This window comes from Rheinheimera nanhaiensis E407-8 (assembly GCF_000296695.1).
GTDB classification, from domain to species: domain Bacteria; phylum Pseudomonadota; class Gammaproteobacteria; order Enterobacterales; family Alteromonadaceae; genus Alishewanella; species Alishewanella nanhaiensis.
Window position 1 is genome coordinate 65953 of record NZ_BAFK01000003.1, and the last position, 14719, is coordinate 80671.

At 53.2% G+C, this 14719-nt stretch carries 11 protein-coding genes and 1 other RNA gene; 10 read left to right on the top strand and 2 right to left on the bottom strand.

Going from position 1 to position 14719, the window contains the following annotated elements; all coding sequences use genetic code 11:
* The first annotated feature begins 15 nt into the window (after positions 1-15).
* An RNA gene (rnpB, locus tag RNAN_RS18625) (RNase P RNA component class A) lies at positions 16-384 on the top strand.
* Between the two features lie 157 nt (positions 385-541).
* Here the strand turns inward: rnpB and RNAN_RS03245 are convergent.
* Positions 542-3385 carry a TonB-dependent receptor gene (locus RNAN_RS03245; RefSeq protein ID WP_008218712.1) on the bottom strand — a complete coding sequence of 948 codons (2844 nt, stop codon included), beginning with the start codon at positions 3383-3385 and terminating at the stop codon, positions 542-544.
* 359 nt (positions 3386-3744) lie between these two features.
* Here RNAN_RS03245 and RNAN_RS03250 point away from each other — a divergent pair, with 359 nt between their 5' ends.
* A complete protein-coding gene (locus RNAN_RS03250; protein ID WP_148275642.1) occupies positions 3745-5037 on the top strand; it encodes an SH3 domain-containing protein in 1293 nt (430 codons plus the stop codon).
* 11 nt (positions 5038-5048) lie between these two features.
* A complete protein-coding gene (locus RNAN_RS03255) occupies positions 5049-6143 on the top strand; it encodes a dipeptide epimerase (RefSeq protein WP_008218716.1) in 1095 nt (364 codons plus the stop codon).
* Between the two features lie 4 nt (positions 6144-6147).
* On the opposite strand, the gene RNAN_RS03260 is transcribed toward RNAN_RS03255, so the two are convergent.
* Complete coding sequence (locus RNAN_RS03260; RefSeq protein ID WP_008218717.1) at positions 6148-6990, bottom strand: MurR/RpiR family transcriptional regulator; 843 nt, start codon at positions 6988-6990, stop codon at positions 6148-6150.
* A gap of 372 nt (positions 6991-7362) precedes the next feature.
* On the opposite strand from RNAN_RS03260, the gene mraZ reads away from it, so the two are divergent.
* Genes mraZ through mraY form a run of 7 tightly spaced genes read left to right on the top strand, consistent with a single transcriptional unit; the run spans position 7363 to position 14717 of the window.
* Positions 7363-7827, top strand: coding sequence for a division/cell wall cluster transcriptional repressor MraZ (gene mraZ, locus RNAN_RS03265; protein WP_008218721.1), 465 nt, complete (start codon positions 7363-7365; stop codon positions 7825-7827).
* Positions 7828-8772, top strand: a complete 945-nt coding sequence (gene rsmH, locus RNAN_RS03270) for a 16S rRNA (cytosine(1402)-N(4))-methyltransferase RsmH (RefSeq protein WP_008218723.1) — start codon at positions 7828-7830, stop codon at positions 8770-8772.
* Entirely contained in the window at positions 8765-9073 is a 309-nt protein-coding gene (ftsL, locus tag RNAN_RS03275) for a cell division protein FtsL (protein ID WP_008218725.1), read from the top strand. Before rsmH ends, ftsL begins: the two co-directional genes overlap by 8 nt.
* Positions 9070-10821, top strand: a complete 1752-nt coding sequence (locus RNAN_RS03280; RefSeq protein WP_008218728.1) for a peptidoglycan glycosyltransferase FtsI — start codon at positions 9070-9072, stop codon at positions 10819-10821. Before ftsL ends, RNAN_RS03280 begins: the two co-directional genes overlap by 4 nt.
* Entirely contained in the window at positions 10811-12268 is a 1458-nt protein-coding gene (locus RNAN_RS03285; protein ID WP_008218729.1) for a UDP-N-acetylmuramoyl-L-alanyl-D-glutamate--2,6-diaminopimelate ligase, read from the top strand. The genes RNAN_RS03280 and RNAN_RS03285 overlap by 11 nt, the downstream gene beginning before the upstream one ends.
* Positions 12265-13641, top strand: coding sequence for a UDP-N-acetylmuramoyl-tripeptide--D-alanyl-D-alanine ligase (locus RNAN_RS03290; protein WP_008218731.1), 1377 nt, complete (start codon positions 12265-12267; stop codon positions 13639-13641). Before RNAN_RS03285 ends, RNAN_RS03290 begins: the two co-directional genes overlap by 4 nt.
* The gene (gene mraY / locus RNAN_RS03295; protein ID WP_008218732.1) at positions 13635-14717 is read left to right on the top strand and encodes a phospho-N-acetylmuramoyl-pentapeptide-transferase; all 1083 of its coding nucleotides are present in this window, start codon (positions 13635-13637) and stop codon (positions 14715-14717) included. Before RNAN_RS03290 ends, mraY begins: the two co-directional genes overlap by 7 nt.
* Positions 14718-14719 lie beyond the last annotated feature (2 nt).

Genomic DNA, 14719 nt, shown 5'->3' on the forward strand with positions numbered 1-14719 from the left:
GTATAATTGCGCTCGTGAGTTGGCCAAGACAATCGCTGCCTGCGCAAGCAGGGGGAGGAAAGTCCGGGCTCCACAGGGCAGGGTGCCAGGTAACGCCTGGGGGGCGCGAGCCTACGACCAGTGCAACAGAGAGCAAACCGCCGATGGCCCACGCAAGTGGGATCAGGTAAGGGTGAAAGGGTGCGGTAAGAGCGCACCGCGCGGCTGGTAACAGTTCGTGGCACGGTAAACTCCACCCGGAGCAAGATCAAATAGGCCCCCTTTGGCGCGGCCCGCGTTGGGGGCGGGTAGATTGCTTGAGGCTTAAGGCGACTTAAGTCCTAGAGGAATGATTGTCACTCTGGCAACAGAGCACAGAACCCGGCTTAATGGCTGGCTCACAACAAACAACAGAAAAACCGCAGCTGTAACAGGCTGCGGTTTTTTGTTTTTTGCTCTGTGCTGCGCCACAAGGAATTGGTGCAGAACAACGGCGCAGAAAAAAGCCCGCACAGGGCGGGCAGAAAATTACCAGGAACAGCCGAATAACTAGGATACAGAGTTACATAAACTTATATTCCAGTAACAGGGTATAAGCCCGGCCACGCGGATCTGCTACACGAGGTTCCCAGGCGGCACCGGCAGCAAAGTCGTTTTGGTGCGCGGTAAACGGTGGGTCTTCATCAAACAGATTTTTGATACCAAAGGTCAGTCTCATATTATCAATACCGGCATAACTGACGCTGTAGTTATAGGTAATGTATTCATCGACATTCGGGTTCCATTGTGACGGAATATAGGTTTCGTTACGCACACTGACCGGTAATTCATCTTTGTAGCCATCACGGTACAGCTGTGTCAGGCTGTGGCTCCAGTCGCCATGTACGTAGCTGAAGTTAAGGGTGTGCTTCCATTTAATCGGCAGGTTGTAGTAACGCACGTACTCGCCAACTAAGTTTTCGCTGTAAGGTAAGCTGTCTAAGCCTTTGGTTTTAAAGGTATCGATATAACTGGCGTTCAGGTTAATTTTCCAGGCGCCGCCGGCCAGCTCGCCTGTCAGGTTCATGTCCAGCTCAATACCCTGGGTTAATGAACCGCCAGAGTTGATATAACGCCGGTCAATCGCCACCACTTCACCCTGCGCATTACGGATCCAGTTGGCAGTGAATAAATCGTAGTTGTCGATCAGCACCTCGCGCGGTGCAGAGCGGATAGTGTCGGTACGCTCAATCTCCCACCAGTCCAGACTAAAGTTAAAGTAATCGGTAGGGACGACAACGACACCGAAGCTTTTTTGCTCTGACTCTTCCGGTGCTAAGTCGGGTTTACCACCAAATAATTCAACCGGTTGGATGCGCTCACAGCCAGCAACATTTTCATCAGCAACACCACCGGGGCAGCTTTCTGGGTCTGCCAGATCCAGGCCGGTGTACTGTAACTCGGTGATGCCGTTAAACAGCTGATTAAAAGACGGCACCTTAAAACCGGTACTAAAGGCACCACGCAGCATCAGTTGCTCCAGTGGTTTGTAGCTAAATGACACTTTAGGGTTGGTGGTGCTGCCAAAACCGTCGTATTTGTCGTAGCGTCCGGCCAGGGTAACTTCCAGCTCGTCGGTTACTGGCAGATAAAACTCCGCAAACACCGCTTTGATATCGCGGCTGACTTTATCCAGTACGTTGGCGTTATCAAAGGGCGCTAAAAATACCGGCCGCATCTCGGCGCGTTCATCACCATTAAACTTAAACTCTTCACGGCGTAAATCGGCACCCAGTGCCATCATTATTTCGCCACCGGGCAGTTCGAAGCCCACTTCACCGGATACGGTCGCGTCCAGCTGCGTCATAATAGACTCGCCACCATAGAGGGTAACCCCGCGGGCAGAGGCAGACGCTAATGCTGCCAGGCCGGCGGCACTCTGGCTTTGGCCGGGTAACAAGAAGGGGTTTAAATCACCGCTACCCAGCGCTACCTGCAGCGCATCGGTAAAGTAATAACCATCGCCTAATACCGAGTCAGATTCACTGGATGCGCGCGATAAGCCAACATTGTAGTCCCAGTTTGCGATAACACCTTCAAAAGCGGCTAAAAAGCGGTATGCCTTGGTGGTGGTGTCAATTTCACGGCCGCCACAGGCAATACAGCGCCAGCGGTACGCAATACGCTCGCCATAATTTAACTGATCTTCGCCAAAATAGTCGGCCAACGCGTTATATATAAGATCATAAGACTCGCCGGTGCTGGGATACCAGGTAGCGGGGCCAAAGGTTGAACTGGGTGAAATCTGGTAAGGTTCAAAGGCTTTACTGACATCCACTTCAGAGGCAACAAACTCCAGCGTGGCCATATGCTCTTCTGCCAGTTTGAAGCTGGCGCGGCCGATAAAGTCGATGCTTTCCTGCGGCTGCTGAATACGTGCCGCTGCCGGGTAGTCCCAGGCACAGGCATAACGCGACGACTCTGAGCTCCATAATCTTTGATCATAAGGCCCCATCATATCGCCACCGGTTTCACAACCAGCTGCGCCTGGCAAGTCAAGAATATTCACTGCAATAATCGACTGGCCATCGAGCGGGTCAACCAGGCCAGTGCCTATCAGGTTGGCTTCGGTAGCGCCGCGGTTAAATACTGTGGCAAAAGGTGTGCCCCGGGTGTCGGGCGATAAGCCTCGCTCGGGCTGAAAGGTATTGGAAAAATCACGGTCGGTGCCCTTTAACACTTCGTTCTTTTTAAACGACAGCGTAGCAAAGGCGTTCCAGCCGTCTTTGTTAATGTCGCCGGTACCAAACAGGATATTACCGCGGTATATATTGCCGCCACCGGCCTCGGTATGGTCGACAAAAGCCGACACTTCGGCGCCGGTGTAGTCGCGTTTGGTAATAAAGTTAATGACGCCGCCAATCGCATCGGTACCGTACACGGCGGAGGCACCGTCACGTAAAACTTCCACCCGCTCCAGTGCGGCAAAAGGGATAGAGTTCAGGTCAACCGCGCGGCCTTTTAAGCCGTGCGTAGCTACCCGGCGGCCATTGAGTAACACTAGCGTGGCATCAGCACCCTGGCCGCGCAGGTTAGCGCCCGATACGCCGTTATTGCCGCGTTGTTCCTCAGAGACAATACCGCCGTTACTGGCCAGGTTGTCTGATGAGTTACCGGCAATGTTCATTTGCAGTAATAATTGCTCGGCGGAAGTAATACCGGCGGCATCAATATCGGCTTTGCTAAACACTGTAATAGGCAGTGCACCTTCCAGTGCTGTGCGCTTAATACTGGAGCCGGTAACCCGGATCCGTTCAACTTTGCTGTCGGCCTGCATCGTATCGCTTGCTGCTGCAGTGTCCTGGGCCAGCGCATGGCTGCTCAGGCCAGCAAGGGTAAGGGCCTGAATAAGCTTATTCAACTTCATCACTTTCTCCTGGAGTTGCGTTGTTCTGTTTTTATAGTGCTATCCGTTACCCGGGTCTGAGTGCCCGTTTTATCGCCTGTGCAAAACGTTTAATTTCTGCACAAAATTAACATAGCAATATTTCTTTCCTTTTGAAAATAAATTATGCTGATTTTTGTAAATAGTTGGAATATTTCATTCCTTGGCGCTATCGTTGCTAGTAAATAAAGGCTGATCAACCTGTGAGAAATAGCGTGCAGATAAGGGCTTACAAAAGCAGGAGCTGGTTTAGCGTAGTACTGCTGCTATTAAGTAGTGGCTTGCTAAAGCCAGCCATTGCGGCCAGTGAAGATAGCCTTAATATTAGGTTTAAAACAGACGTGCCATTTGTACAACCAGAGCAGTTACAGCTGCAGTTTTGGCAGCAAAGGCTAAGCCAGGGCGACCGGCTGTTACTCACAACGGCACAAATTGCCGAACGTAACCGGCAAACCTTTGCGCTGCAGAAGGAACTGCAGCCGTTAAGTGCACTGCCAGGCCAGTATTCTGCCGATGAGCTGACGGCGATTATCGATAACGTCAGTAAGATCCCGTCAAGCCCACGCTTTTACACCAACGGCACCGCGCTTAGCGCAGCAGATTGGCAGCGTTATCAGGTGCTGCTGGGTAAAGATCGCGTAAAAGAGACCAATCCGGTCGCTTTTGCGCTTATCGTAAAGCGCACGGCGCTGCGCGCCTTTCCGACGCTGGATAGGGTCGTTAACGAGCAGGGCAATGCTGATCTGGATCGTTTTGCCGAAACTGCCTTATTTGTCGCCGAGCCGGTGGCGGTGTTGCACCAAAGCCGTGATAAGGCCTGGCTGCTGGTACAAAGCTTTAATTACACCGGCTGGGTGCAGGCGGCAGATGTGGCCATCGGCAGCCGTGAGCAGGTGCTTAGCTATGCTGAGCAGGAACCGTTTTTAGTCATTACCGCAGCCAAAGCGCATACCGCTTACACGCCTGCACAGCCCGCTTTATCAGAACTACAACTGGACATGGGCGTGCGGCTACCGCTAATAAGTGCCGCCGACACCGGTTTTAATGTGCATGGCCAAAACCCGCTGGCCAGTTATATAGTGCAATTACCGCAGCGGCTTAACGATGGCCGCTTGCATTTTCTGCCGGCGCTGCTGCCGCTTAGCAGCGATGTCAGTATTGGCTATTTGCCTTTTACCGAACGAAACCTGTTAAGCCAGGCCTTTAAGTTTTTGGGCGAGCGTTACGGCTGGGGTCATGATTATAACGGCCGTGACTGTACCGGTTTTATCTCAGAGGTGTTTCGCAGCTTTGGTTTGCTAATGCCGCGTAACTCCTCTCAGCAGGGCATGGGCAACTACGGCACCAACCTAAGGTTTAATCAGCACAGCAGCCAGGCTGAAAAGTTACAGGCGTTAGCGCAGGCCAGGGTGGGAGATTTGTTGTATTTTCCCGGTCATGTGTCGATGTTTATCGGCAGGGTGCAGCAGCAGCCGTTTATGATCCACTCGGTCAATACGCTGATTTACCCTACCGATGCCGGCCTGTATCAGGGTACCTTAAACGGCGTGGTGGTCACCCCATTAATGCCACTGCATAACAATACCGAACATGCTTATCTTGAGGCGTTGTATGCCATTAAATCACTGCGTTAACCGAGGCGACTATGAAAATAACTGATATCAGACTGGGTATGTTACGGGTGCCTCTGAAAACGCCGTTTAAAACGGCATTGCGTACCGTGAACAGTATTGAGGATATTATCGTCATGATCCATACCGACAGCGGCCACGTGGGTTATGGCGAGGCGCCGGCCACCGCGGTGATCACCGGTGATATTCACGGCTCTATTATTGAAGCTATCCGCACGGTGATAAAGCCCAAGCTGATTGGCCAGGACGTTAGCGATTTAAACCACATTATCCGCCTTATTCAGGGCTGTATTATGAAAAACTACAGCGCCAAGGCGGCAGTGGAAATGGCGGTGTATGACTTGTTTGCCCAGCTATACAAAGCGCCGCTGTATAAAATTCTCGGCGGTGGCGTGCCAAAGATAACCACCGATATTACCATCAGCGTGGATTACATCGACAAAATGGTGGCCGACTCGTTAAGTGCGGTAGAGCGCGGTTTTGAAACCTTAAAAGTGAAAGTGGGCAAAGACATTGGTGTCGACATAGAGCGGGTCAAAGCCATTTATGCTGCGGTTGAAGGCAAGGCGCTGATCCGGCTGGATGCTAACCAGGGCTGGACGGCCAAAGAGGCGGTGTATGCACTGCGTAAGCTGGAAGACGCCGGCGTGCGGCTGGAACTGGTCGAGCAGCCGGTAAAAGCCTATGATCTGGAAGGCTTAAAATACATCACCGAGCGGGTGCACACGCCGGTGATGGCCGATGAAAGCAGCTTCGGCCCGCGTGAAGTAATAGAGCTGATTAAAATGCGCGCGGCGGACATTATTAATATTAAGCTGATGAAAACCGGCGGCATTGCCAATGCCATTAAAATTGCCGATATCTGCTCGTTTTATGATATGCAGTGCATGATTGGCTGCATGCTGGAGGGCAGTGTCAGTGTGGCCGCAGCTGTGCATGTGGCGGTGGCAAAATCTGATGTGATCACCAAAATCGACTTAGACGGCCCGTCACTGTGCGCCTACGATCCGGTAAAAAGCAGCGTAAAATTTAATAATGCCGATATTACCATTGAGGATGCGCCCGGCCTGGGCATTAGCAGTATCGATGGCCTGGAAATGCTGGCTTAATGCCTCAAGCCTGTTTCAGTACCTGTAGCAGCTTGACGTTTTCTTCCAGTTGATGGTCGCTGTTTTGTTGCTGGCACAGCAGTAAATACAGGATATGACATAAATGCTGCTGCGCCATTTGCACCAGGATCGGGTTTATCCGCACGTTTTCATCGCCGCTGAGCGCAAACAGCGGTACATCGGCGGTCAGGCTTAGCGCATTGCTTTTATAGCTGGTCAGGCTAAGCAGCGGAATTTGCTGTTGTTTAGCGTAGCGCGCTAATTTAAGTAAATCGGCGTTCTGGCCAGACTCGGAGATCAGCAGCACGGCACTTTGTGGGCCCAAGGTGCCGGCCAGCTGCAGCGACAGTGCCGGGTCGCTGTGTGCCAGCGTCAGCTTGCCCAACTGCAATAAACGAAACTGCATGTCATGCGCCACTATGCCTGATTTGCCAAAGCCGGCCACTAACACCCGGTCGGCACGCTGCAACAAGGCTGCCGCGTCATGCAGGGCTTTCTCTTCATTGATTTCCAGAATACCGCGTAAATGGTTGTGCAGGCTAAACTGCAACTGCTCTACCAGCTGTTGTAAATTGGTTGCATTACCGGGCTCGTTGCTGTCCCGCTGCAGGGTTGAGGCGGTAATAATGGCTTCGCTTACCGCCAGCTTTAAATCCGGATAGCCTTTATAGCCCAGTTTCTGGCAAAACTTTACCACGCTGGATTGGCTGGTGCCGACCGCATCGGCCAGCTGTTGTGAGGAATAATCCCGTAGCAAATGGGCGTTATCCAGAATAAAATCTGCCAGCTTGCGCTCGATCACCGACATCTGATCCAGCATACCGCGGATCTTAAGTAAACATACCATACAGGGAATATCCTCGTTGTGTTGCCCAAGCTCTGTGGAATTTGTTATTGGCAACCTGCTTCAGTATTGAATAATTTATTCCGTATTGGCAAGCGGCTGCAGAAAAAAGCAGCATAATTGTGGGCGCTGTATATAAAAACAGGGCTATTTGCTGAGTGTTTTGTATTGTCTCCACTTTTTCCCACCAAAATCATCACCTTCGCTGTAGCGCCTGATTTTACTGTGATCGCAATCGATCGATAGCTTGGTTTTTACCTTGACAATGGTCAAACCTGCACCCTAAACTGTATCGTCGTGGGGATTTGTGGGTAAAAGTGGATCATTTTGGCTTACCTGCAAACAAAATAACTAAAGTCATTGCACAGGAAGCTTATGTTTCGTGGCTCATTTACACTGACACTGGACGAGAAAGGACGGTTAGCGTTACCAGCACGCTACCGTGAATTTCTGCTGTCTGATTGTCAGGGCCACTTAATTTGCACCATTGACCTGCATGATCCCTGTTTATTGCTGTATCCGCTGGCTGAGTGGGAAGAAATAGAAGAAAAACTCAAGCGCTTGTCCAGCCTAAACCCGCAGGAACGCCGCTTACAGCGTGTGCTGCTGGGTAATGCCACCGACTGCGATATGGATAAAAACGGCCGTATTTTACTGCCGGCGCCACTGCGCCAGCATGCCGGTTTGTCTAAAGGTATCCGCCTGGTCGGTCAATTAAATAAATTCGAGATCTGGGATGAAACCGCCTGGCATGAGCGTTTAGCGGCAGATATTGCGCTGGAACAGGCTCAGGCCGGTGATGTCGAACTGTCAGAACGATTACAGGACTTTGCACTGTAAATGAATACTGTGGCTCATATTTCCGTCCTGCTGCAGGAAGCACTGGATGGTCTGGCAATTAAAGCTGACGGCTGTTACCTGGACGGTACTTTTGGCCGTGGTGGCCATAGCCGGGCTATTTTAGCAGAGCTTGGCCCGCAAGGCCGGCTGTTTGCCATTGACCGCGACCCCGCCGCGATTGCCGCTGCCGCCCCACTGGCAGGCGATCCGCGTTTTCATATCACTCACAGCCCCTTTGCCGCCCTGGCAACTATTGCTGAGCAGCAGCAAATTATTGGAAAAATAGACGGCATTTTGCTGGATTTAGGTGTGTCGTCTCCCCAGCTGGATGACGCCGACCGTGGTTTTAGCTTTATGCGCGACGGCCCGTTAGATATGCGGATGGACCCCACCAGTGGCATCAGCGCCGCTGACTGGCTGGCCAGTGCAGATGTAGAAGATATCAGCTTTGTGCTGCGCGAATACGGCGAAGAAAAGTTCGCCTGGCGTATTGCCCAGGCTATCGTAGCGGCTCGTAGTGAGCAGCCGCTGACGCGCACCGCTCAGTTGGCCAGGCTTATCAGCGACAGCGTGCCCAAAAGCAACAAAGAGAAAAAACACCCGGCGACGCGCAGCTTTCAGGCTATTCGCATTTACATTAACAGTGAGCTGGAGCAGGTTAATCAGGCGCTGCATGCCGCTATGCAAGTGTTAAAGCCCGGTGGCCGGCTGGTGGTGATTAGCTTTCACTCACTGGAAGACCGGCTGGTAAAACAGTTTATGCGCCGCTATTCCAAAGGCGAGCCGCTGCCGCGCGGTATTCCGCTTACCGCCGCCCAAATGCAGCAACGTACTGAGCTTGAGCTGGTGGGTAAAGCCATTATGCCTTCAGAGCAAGAGCTTGAGCTAAACCCGCGCGCCCGCAGTGCCGTGCTGCGCATCGCACAGAAGCAGCGCCATGAATAATATCAGCCTGCATCGGTTAATTTTTCGCGACTGGCGCGAGCAAAAATGGCTGGCGCTTCTGCTGCTGGCCTGCATTATTTCCGCGCTGGTAGTGGTGCACTTTGCCCATTTAAACCGCCAGCTGACCATAGCGCAGGACGCCTTGTATCAACAGCGTGACCAGCTCGATATCGAGTGGCGCAATCTTATTTTAGAGCAGCGTGCACTGTCCGAGCATAGCCGGGTAGAGGAGATTGCCCGCCGTCAGCTGAATATGGTGCGCCCCACTGCTGAGCAAGATATCGCGGTGACAGTGCCATGAGCAGCAAACGCAGTACACCTCAAGCCAAAGCCAGAACAGTGCCTTCAGTGCTGGGCTGGCGCTTTGCCTTTGTACTGCTGAGTTTAGCGTTAGTTTTTAGTGCGTTAATGGTACGCGCTGCCTGGCTACAGGTGGTAGAGCCTGACATGCTGGTCAGCCAGGGCGATGCCCGCTCGCTAAGGGTAGAAGCCGATACCGTGTTACGCGGCATGATTTTCGACCGCAACGGCGAAGAGCTGGCGGTGAGTGTGCCGGTGGAAGCGATTTGGGCTGACCCTAAAGTGGTGATCGAGCGTCATGCTGCCGCAGATGAGCGGCGCTGGCATGCGCTGGCCGACATTTTACAACTGACACCGGCACAGCTGCACAACCGCATTGGCACCAACCCGCAGCGGCGCTTTGTTTATCTGCAGCGTCAGGTCAACCCGGCCGTGGTCGATTACGTGAAGAAATTAAAAGTGCCGGGCATTTACTTTCGCCAGGAGTCGCGCCGTTATTATCCGGCCGCTGAAGTCACTGCCCAGTTACTCGGTTTTACCAATGTTGATGATGTTGGCGTAGAAGGCATTGAAAAACGCTTTGATGAGCTGTTAACCGGCACCGCCGGACGTAAGGTGTTTCGCAAAGATGCCAAAGGCCGTGAAATTGAAGTGTTGGAGCGGGTGCAACAGCAGGCACCAGGCAGTCTGCAGCTAAGCATTGATCAGCGTATTCAGTCTATTACCTACCGCGAGCTGAAAAAGGCGGTGCTGACCCACGGCGCCACCTCGGGCTCGGCCATGGTAGTGGATGTACATAGTGGTGAAGTGTTGGCGATGGTGAACAGCCCATCGTTTAACCCGAATAACCGCGGCAATACACCGGCGTATTTATTCCGTAACCGTGCCATTACCGACACCTTTGAACCGGGCTCGACCATGAAGCCATTAGCGGTGTTAAGCGCGCTGGAATTTGGCAGCGCTAACCTTGGCAGTAAAATTGACACTTATCCGGGTTATATCCGCGTCGGCGGCAGCTGGGTGCGCGACGCCATTAATTACAACACCTTAAGTTTGACCGGCATTATCCAGAAGTCGAGCAATATCGGTGTCACCAGGCTGGTGCTGGACATGCCGGTAGAGCATGTGATTAGCCTGTACGCCAATATGGGCCTGGGCAGCGATACTGGCCTGGGCTTAAATGGTGAAAGTGGTGGCATGTTAAGCCATCGGCGCCGCTGGTCTGATTTTGAGCGCGCTACCTTATCTTTCGGTTACGGCTTATCTGTGACTGCAGCACAGCTGGCGCGGGCTTATGCCACTATGGCTAACGGCGGTGTCAGCCGGCCGCTCAGCATAGTGAAACAAGACAATATTCTGCCGGGTGAGCAGGTGCTGGATCCGGAACATGCTGCCGCCATGCTGGAAATGATGGAAGCGAACATCATGCCCGGCGGTACCGCTACCCGGGCGCAAGTGAAAGGTTATCGGGTAGGTGGTAAAACCGGTACTGCACGTAAAGCCATTGCCGGTGGTTATGGTGAGGATTATGTTGCCTCTTTCGCCGGCGTTGGGCCGATTTCCAACCCAAGGTTGGCGTGTGTAGTGGTAATTAATGAACCAGCCGGCGATTTTTACCATGGCGGTGAAATTGCGGCGCCGGTGTTTGCCAATATTATGGGCGCCACCATGCAGTTGCTGAACCTGACGCCAGACGCGTCAAGCCAGAACAAAATCTCAGCAGTAACGGGAGGGCGCAATGCCGGTTAACAGCAAAGCCTGGTTGGCACTTTATGCCAGCAATGTAATAGACACTGAGCTTGAGCAGCTGCAACTGGACAGCCGTAAGGTTGGTGCCGGTGATGTGTTTCTGGCTATCCCAGGCGTGCAGCAACATGGCCGGCAATTTATTGCTCAGGCGCTGGCACAGGGTGCGGCCCTGGTGCTAACCGATGCAGGCCAGTATGACGATGCGCGTGTGGTCGTGCTGCCAGAGCTGATGCAAATTCTGCCCTCACTGGTGGCGAATTTTTATCAGCAGCCGGCGCGTAAACTGCAATTGGTCGGTATTACCGGGACTAACGGTAAATCCAGTACCAGCTTTTTTGTCAGCCAGCTTGCCGCCGAGCTACAACAGCAAGCCGCTGTGATTGGCACCCTGGGTTACGGCCACTGTCAAAACCTTACACCACTGCCGAATACCACGCCGCATTATGTCGATTTGCAGCGCATTCTGGCGCACTTTGTCGCCGAACAAACCCAGCTGGTAGCGATGGAGGTGTCGTCGCACGCCCTGGTGCAGCAGCGCGTGGCGGGCATCTTGTTTGACGTGGCGGTATTTACCAACCTGACGCGCGATCATCTGGATTATCATGGCTCTATGGCCGAGTACGGCGCCGCTAAAGCCATGCTGTTCACACCGCAGCTGGCGCGGGTGGCTGTAATTAACGTGTCAGACGAATTTGGCCGCAAGCTGGCAGCACAAAGCCAGCTGCCGGTGTGGGTATATGGTAAAACCGAAGACTGCCAGGGTTATAACCGCTACCTGGGCTACTCAGATGTGATTGCCAATGACACTGGCTACAGCCTGACGCTGACCAGCCACAGTGGCAAATTTACCCTTAGCCTGCCGCTGCTGGGCGAGTTTAATATTCAAAACGTGCTGGCGGCCATCGCCAGCCTGCTGGCACTGGGCTATGACTTTGATGCCATTTTGGCCGCCTGTGCCGTGCTTAAAGCTGTGCCAGGGCGGATGGAACAGTTTCAGTTTGCCAAACAGTTTACCGCCGTGGTCGATTACGCTCACACGCCAGATGCGCTGCAGCAGGCACTGCAGTCATTACGGCTGCATTGTCGTGGCCGGCTCTGGTGCGTGTTTGGTTGCGGTGGCGATCGCGACCGCGGTAAGCGGCCATTAATGGGCCAGCTGTCTGAGCTGTTTGCCGACCATGTCATTATTACCTCGGACAATCCGCGCAGCGAAGATGCGCTGAGTATTTGCCACGAGATTGCCGCCGGCATGAGCCCGGATGCCAGTTATCAGATAGAGCCTGACCGGCAAAACGCCATCAAGCTGGCACTGGCCAGTGCGCAGCAGGGCGACTTAGTGCTGATCGCTGGCAAAGGCCACGAAACCGTGCAAATTATCGGCTCGGAGCATCGGCAGTACGATGAACGGGCTTATCTGCGTCAACTGGTTACGGAGATGTCACTATGATCCGCTTAGCCTGCAGTGAAATTGCTACTATGCTCGGTGCCCGCATGATCGGTAGCGAGCAACACATCAGCTCGGTCAGTACCGACAGCCGCAGTATCAGCGCCGGTGAGCTGTTTATCGCATTAAAAGGCCCCAACTTTGATGGCGCGGCTTTTGTCGCTGACGTTAAAGCCAAGGGCGCGGTGGCCGTAGTGCTGGAGCAACCGGTTAGCGAAGACATTACCCAGCTGATTGTGCCGGACAGCCGCCTGGCCTTGGGGCAATTAGGTGCTGCGCTAAAAGCCAGACTGGCACCGAAAACCATCGCCGTGACCGGTAGCGCCGGTAAAACCACGGTAAAAGAGATGATTGCCGCCATTTTAGCCAGGTTAGGCCCGGTGCTGGCAACCCAGGGCAACTTTAATAACGACATCGGCGTGCCGCTTACCCTGCTGCGGTTAACGGCTGAGCATCGTTATGCGGTGCTGGAGTTGGGGGCCAACCATCAGGGCGAAATAGCCTATACCACCTCACTGGCGAAGCCGGATGTGGCCATTATTACCAATGTAGCGCCCTCGCATTTAGAAGGCTTTGGTGATGTGTATGGTGTGGCACGCGCCAAGGGCGAAATTTTTAATGGCTTAGCCGGTAATGGCCTGGCGATAGTGCCGGCTGACAGCGAATACCGCGATTACTGGTTACGCCGGCTGACCGAGATGCCGGTGCAGCAGTTCTCGGCCAATCAGAGCGCCGATTACAGCGCCCGCGATATCGTGCTGGACGCCCAGGGCTGTGCCAGTTTTGTGCTACAAAGCCCCACCGGCAATGTTAACGTCAAACTGACCATTCCCGGTAAACACAATGTGGCCAATGCGCTGGCTGCCGCTGCGGCCTGTGTGGCGGTTGGCGCCAGTTTGCAGGATGTGGCGCAGGGGCTGTCGCAGATGCAGGCCGTAAAAGGCCGTACCAATATTAAGCAGCTAAGCAGCAAACTGCGGCTGATTGATGATACCTACAATGCCAATGTTGAGTCGGTAAAGGCGGCGATAGATCTGTTAGCGTCGTACAGCGGCTATCGGGTGCTTATTCTGGGTGATATGGCCGAGCTGGGTGCCGACGCCCGTTTGTACCACGAAGAGATCGGTTTATACGCAAAAAATGCCGGAATTAATCTGTTGTTCACCCTTGGCGTGTTATCACAGAGCGCCAGTGACTTGTTTAACGGTCAGGGGGCACATTTCAGTTCGCGTCAGGCGCTGTTACAGCGGCTGATGCCAATCGTTTTTGAACAACCGGCGGTCACCCTGCTAGTGAAAGGCTCGCGCAGTGCGAAAATGGAATTAGTCGTGCAGGACTTGCTAGAACGTTGTCAGCAGGAGAGCAGCCCATGCTAGTTTGGTTAGCCGAGTATTTAACCCAATACTTCAGCTTTTTTAATGTATTCAGTTACCTGACGTTCCGCGCCATTTTAGGCATCTTAACGTCATTACTGTTAAGCCTGTATCTGGGGCCCAAGTTGATTGCCCGTCTGCAGCGCATGCAAATTGGTCAGGTGGTACGCGGCGATGGCCCGGAAAGCCACTTTTCTAAGAAAGGCACGCCGACCATGGGCGGTTTGCTGATTTTAGGCTCGGTGCTGCTCAGTACCTTGCTGTGGGCCAATCTGGAAAATAAGTACGTCTGGGTAGTGCTGTTTGTACTGGTCAGCTTCGGTTGGATCGGCTTTGTCGATGACTATCGCAAAGTGATCCGCAAAGACCCCAAAGGCTTAATCGCCCGCTGGAAATATTTCTGGCAGTCGCTGTTTGCTATTGCCACCGCGGCTTTTTTGTACTTTACCGCCGAACGTCCGGCTGAAACCGCGCTGTTAGTGCCGTTTTTAAAGGATGTGATGCCGCAGTTGGGCTTGCTGTTTTTGGCGTTAAGTTACTTTGTGATTGTTGGTACCAGCAACGCGGTTAACCTGACCGATGGCTTAGACGGCCTGGCCATAGTACCTACCATTATGGTGGCTGGGGCTTTTGCCATCATTGCCTATGCCAGTGGTAACGTGAACTTCTCGGCTTACCTGAATATTCCTTATCTGCCTTATGCCAGCGAGCTGGTGGTGCTGTGCGCTGCGCTGATTGGCGCGGGCCTGGGCTTTTTGTGGTTTAACACTTACCCGGCGCAGGTGTTTATGGGCGATGTCGGCTCACTGGCGTTGGGGGCCGTGCTTGGCGTGATCGCCATTTTAGTCCGCCAGGAAATAGTGCTGTTTATTATGGGCGGCGTCTTTGTAATGGAAACCCTGTCAGTGATCCTGCAGGTGGGCTCTTACAAGCTGCGTGGTCAGCGCATTTTCCGTATGGCACCGATACACCATCACTATGAATTAAAAGGCTGGCCAGAGCCGCGCGTCATCGTCAGGTTCTGGATCTTATCCATTATGTTTGTGCTGGTGGGTTTAGCCACCCTGAAACTGAGATAACC